Raw genomic sequence first — 3485 nt, 5'->3', positions numbered from 1 at the left:
GGGGGGGATCCACGGCGATGATGAGCCGGATTGCGCAGGTGCTCTACACGGCCACTAGCCAAAACCCCGGCGCCCGGGTTTGGATCTCGGTGGAAGGTCGTGCCCTAGAAGTGCTGGGGGGAGAGGGGCTGATCCTGGATCAACCCCTGACACGGGCCTCGTTTGTGCCCAGCTTTCAGCTGCCAGCGGAGCCGGCAACCCCGAAGGACTCCGCCCCCCTAACGGGGTCGCCAAAGCGTCGCCTAGCGATAACGGCTTCTTGAGACGGAAACCATGAGCTGGTTGCAGCGGGTGGGCAGCAGTTTTCTCCTGGCCGGTCAGGTGATTTTGCATCTGATGCGGGGCCGTATCCATCGTCGCAACACCCTGGATCAGTTGGCGGCGGTGGGTCTGGAGTCGCTGCTGATTGTTTTGATTACGGCGGTGGTGATCAGCGGTGTTTTCACCATCCAGTTGGCGCGGGAGTTCATCAACTTTGGCGCTTCCTCCCTAATTGGGGGAGTTTTGGCGATTGCCCTTGCCCGCGAGCTGACACCGGTGGTGACGGCGGTGATCTTGGCCGGACGGGTGGGATCCGCCTTTGCCGCCGAGCTGGGCACCATGAAGGTCACGGAGCAGATCGACGCTCTGCTGTTGTTACGCACCGATCCGGTGGATTATCTGGTGATCCCGCGGGTGCTGGCTGCGGGGCTGATGCTGCCGGTGCTCACCATCCTCTCCCTGCTGACGGGGCTGGTGGGGGGGATGATCATCTGCGCTTCGGCCTACAACATCTCTCCTGCAGTGTTTCTCAACTCGGCGCAAACCCTTCTGAGCTCCTGGGATTTGCTCGTCTGTTGTTTTAAGGCGATGGTGTTCGGGTCTTTGATCGCCATTGTTGGCTCCAACTGGGGCCTTTCCACCAGCGGGGGAGCCAAGGGGGTGGGTCGCTCCACCACCGATGCAGTGGTTACGGCGCTGCTGGGCGTGTTTGTCACCAACTTCCTTATTTCTTGGCTGTTGTTTCAGGGGCCGGGGAGCGCCCTCAGCCGCGCGTTGTAGCCACTTCTGCTGTCCCGTTAGCGTTGCGGAGCAATAGGGAGAGAGCTAGGATGGGATCCCCTTTCCCTTCAGCGGTGCAGAGCACTTTGCGAGTAGAATTTCAGATTTTCCGACAGTTGCCGCCGGAGCCGCCCCGCTGGCAGTCCTTCTGGCTGGAGACATCCCCTGGCGCCACCATTCTCGATTGCCTCAACCAGATCAAGTGGGAGCAGGATGGCAGCTTGGCCTTCCGCAAAAACTGCCGCAACACCATCTGTGGCAGTTGCGCCATGCGCATCAACGGTAGGGCAGCCTTGGCTTGTGGCCGACATGTGGGCGAAGAGCTGGATCCCCGCAGCCCCCAGCCGCAGCCTATTCGCATCGGCCCTCTGGGAAACCTGCCCGTTCTGCGGGATCTGGTGGTGGATATGCAGCCCTTCTGGAACGATCTCAGCCGGGTGGATCCCTTTGTCAGCACGGCGGGGCGACGCATCCCGGAGCGAGAGTTTTTACAGCTGCCTGCCGAACGGGAGCATCTCAACGCTGCCGGTGGCTGTATTCTCTGCGGAGCCTGCTATTCCGATTGCAATGCCAAAGAGGTGAACCCAGAGTTTGTCGGCCCCCATGGTCTGGCCAGAGCCAACCGCCTCGTCCAAGACAGCCGCGACAGCCAACGGGAACAACGCCTGCAGGCTCTGGATAGCTTGGCTGGTGTCTGGGGCTGTACCCGCTGCTGGAACTGCAACAGCGTCTGCCCGATGGGCGTGGCACCTCTGGATCAAATCACCGAACTCAAACAGGGGATCCTCTCCCGCCATGCAGACAAGACCGCTGCTCTGCCCACCGACCGTTCCCCATCGCACGCTGTTCGCGCTATTCGGACGGAGTCCTTGCCCATAGCCATCCGCCACCGCAAGACTCTGGTGCAACTGGTGCGCTCTGGTGGTTGGATAGATGAGCGCCGCTTTGCCCTGCAGGTGGTGGGCCGGGATCCCAAAGGGCTGCTCAGCTTGGTGCCTTTGGGTCTGCGCCTGTTGGTCAGGGGCAAATTTCCCTTTCGCTTCCAGCCCTCTGCAGGGGCGGCGACGGTACGGCGGCTTATCGACACAGTTAGGCAGGAAGGAAGGGATCCCCTCTAGGCTCCGGGTTTGAGGTTGTCTTGGCCGGAAATCAATCTGGCACTCAAAATCCGATCCCCCACTTTGATGTGGCGCAGCACCTCCGTTCCCTCTGTAACGTACCCGAACACGGCATAGCGGCCATCCATGAGGTTTAACCCCGCCGGGGTGAGATCCGGCTCAGCCATAAAGATGAAGAACTGAGAAGAGGCGCTGTTGGGATCGTCGGGATAGCGGGCCATGGCCACCGTCCCTTCGGCGGAAAAGGGCAGAGCCGGTTCCACATCCCACAGGCCCATCTGATCAAAAGTCTGGCCGTAGCGGGGCATCACCTCGCCTTTGGCGCGAATCTCCATGGGGATGGTGCGAACCTTGCCCGTGGCCGGATCCACATAGCCATCGGCAGGGCCAGGGGGATCCCCGGCCTGCGCCAGGAAGAAGGTCTCCACCCGGTCAAAGGTCAGGCCATCGTAGAAGCCCCGCTGCACCAGGTCGGCAAAGTTGCCGGCAGTGATGGGGGCGCTGTATCCATCCAAGGTGATCACCATGCGCCCAGCGGTGGTGTTTAGCTCCACCTCTGCCCGCCCCAAGAGCTGAGGTTTGTCGGCATACTCAGCAGGCACTGTGTAGGGGAAAGCCCCCACCCAGTTGTTTTCGAGGGATCCCAACTCGTCCACTAGACGGTCGTAGGCAGCGCGGGCCTCTTCTTTACCTTTGGATTTGCGCTCGCTGGCTTGGCCGATCACCCGCAACTGCTCCCGCAGCGCAGCCATCTGTTCAGAGGCTGGGGTCACCCGATCCGGAGGCAAGCCGGCCAGCAGGGAATCTCCATAGCGATCCAAGAGGTGCTCTACCTGGCGCACATCTCCCCGCACTGCCGACCAGCGGTTGTACTTCAGGTCGGTGTCGATTTTGGAGATGGCCTCATCAATTTCCAGCAGCTTCGTTTCCTGAATAGGCAACGCCCGCCGCAACAGGGTACGGGGATCCGTGATGGCATCCCCTTGGGGCAGAGCCAAGGCCGGGATCCCCCAGAGCACCACCACGCAGAATAGAGCAGCTACGTAGAGGCCAATCCGGCAAAGGGATCCCCATTGCCAAAATCCTTGGGCACGCTGCGTCATGGTTCCTACCGACTGCAAAACCACTCCTGTCTCAGCCTGACATCCCACCGTCACAGGCGGCAAGCGTTGTCAGACCTCGATTGAGATTTCAACGACTGGCGTGCTCCACCTGGGGGAAAGCCGTCATCGCTACACGACGCTTTTGCGACCGCAATAGCGGGACCAACTTCTCCAAGGGCATGGCTACACGGCTCTGATACATTCACGCTGAACTCCCCTGAAC

3 protein-coding genes and 1 pseudogene are annotated in these 3485 nt (G+C 61.0%); 3 read left to right on the top strand and 1 reads right to left on the bottom strand.

The features are described from left to right. The 3 genes and pseudogenes from NW815_RS05645 to NW815_RS05635 all read left to right on the top strand — a co-directional run. Window positions 1-263: pseudogene (locus NW815_RS05645) on the top strand (hypothetical protein); the annotation flags it as partial. Window positions 264-273: 10 nt separating this feature from the next. Further along, the gene (locus NW815_RS05640; RefSeq protein WP_414389899.1) at window positions 274-1041 is read left to right on the top strand and encodes an MlaE family lipid ABC transporter permease subunit; all 768 of its coding nucleotides are present in this window, start codon (window positions 274-276) and stop codon (window positions 1039-1041) included. A gap of 86 nt (window positions 1042-1127) precedes the next feature. After that, on the top strand, window positions 1128-2159 hold the full coding sequence (locus NW815_RS05635; RefSeq protein WP_414389903.1) for a succinate dehydrogenase/fumarate reductase iron-sulfur subunit: 1032 nt from the start codon (window positions 1128-1130) through the stop codon (window positions 2157-2159). On the opposite strand, the gene NW815_RS05630 is transcribed toward NW815_RS05635, so the two are convergent. Continuing rightward, a complete protein-coding gene (locus NW815_RS05630; protein ID WP_414389901.1) occupies window positions 2156-3262 on the bottom strand; it encodes a peptidylprolyl isomerase in 1107 nt (368 codons plus the stop codon). The two genes, NW815_RS05635 and NW815_RS05630, sit on opposite strands and share 4 nt — an antisense overlap. Between the last annotated feature and the right edge of the window lie 223 nt (window positions 3263-3485).

This window comes from Synechococcus sp. R6-7 (assembly GCF_047461695.1).
Classification (GTDB): Bacteria; Cyanobacteriota; Cyanobacteriia; order Thermostichales; family Thermostichaceae; genus Thermostichus.
The sequence above is the reverse complement of the archived record's forward strand: the minus strand, read 5'-3'. Positions and strand labels throughout refer to the sequence as shown.

Excerpts from the sequence above, each read along its gene's own strand:
- NW815_RS05640 (WP_414389899.1), top strand. The coding sequence starts at position 274 with ATGAGCTGGTTGCAGCGGGTGGGCAGCAGTTTTCTCCTGGCCGGTCAG.
- NW815_RS05630 (WP_414389901.1), bottom strand. The coding sequence starts at position 3,262 with ATGACGCAGCGTGCCCAAGGATTTTGGCAATGGGGATCCCTTTGCCGG.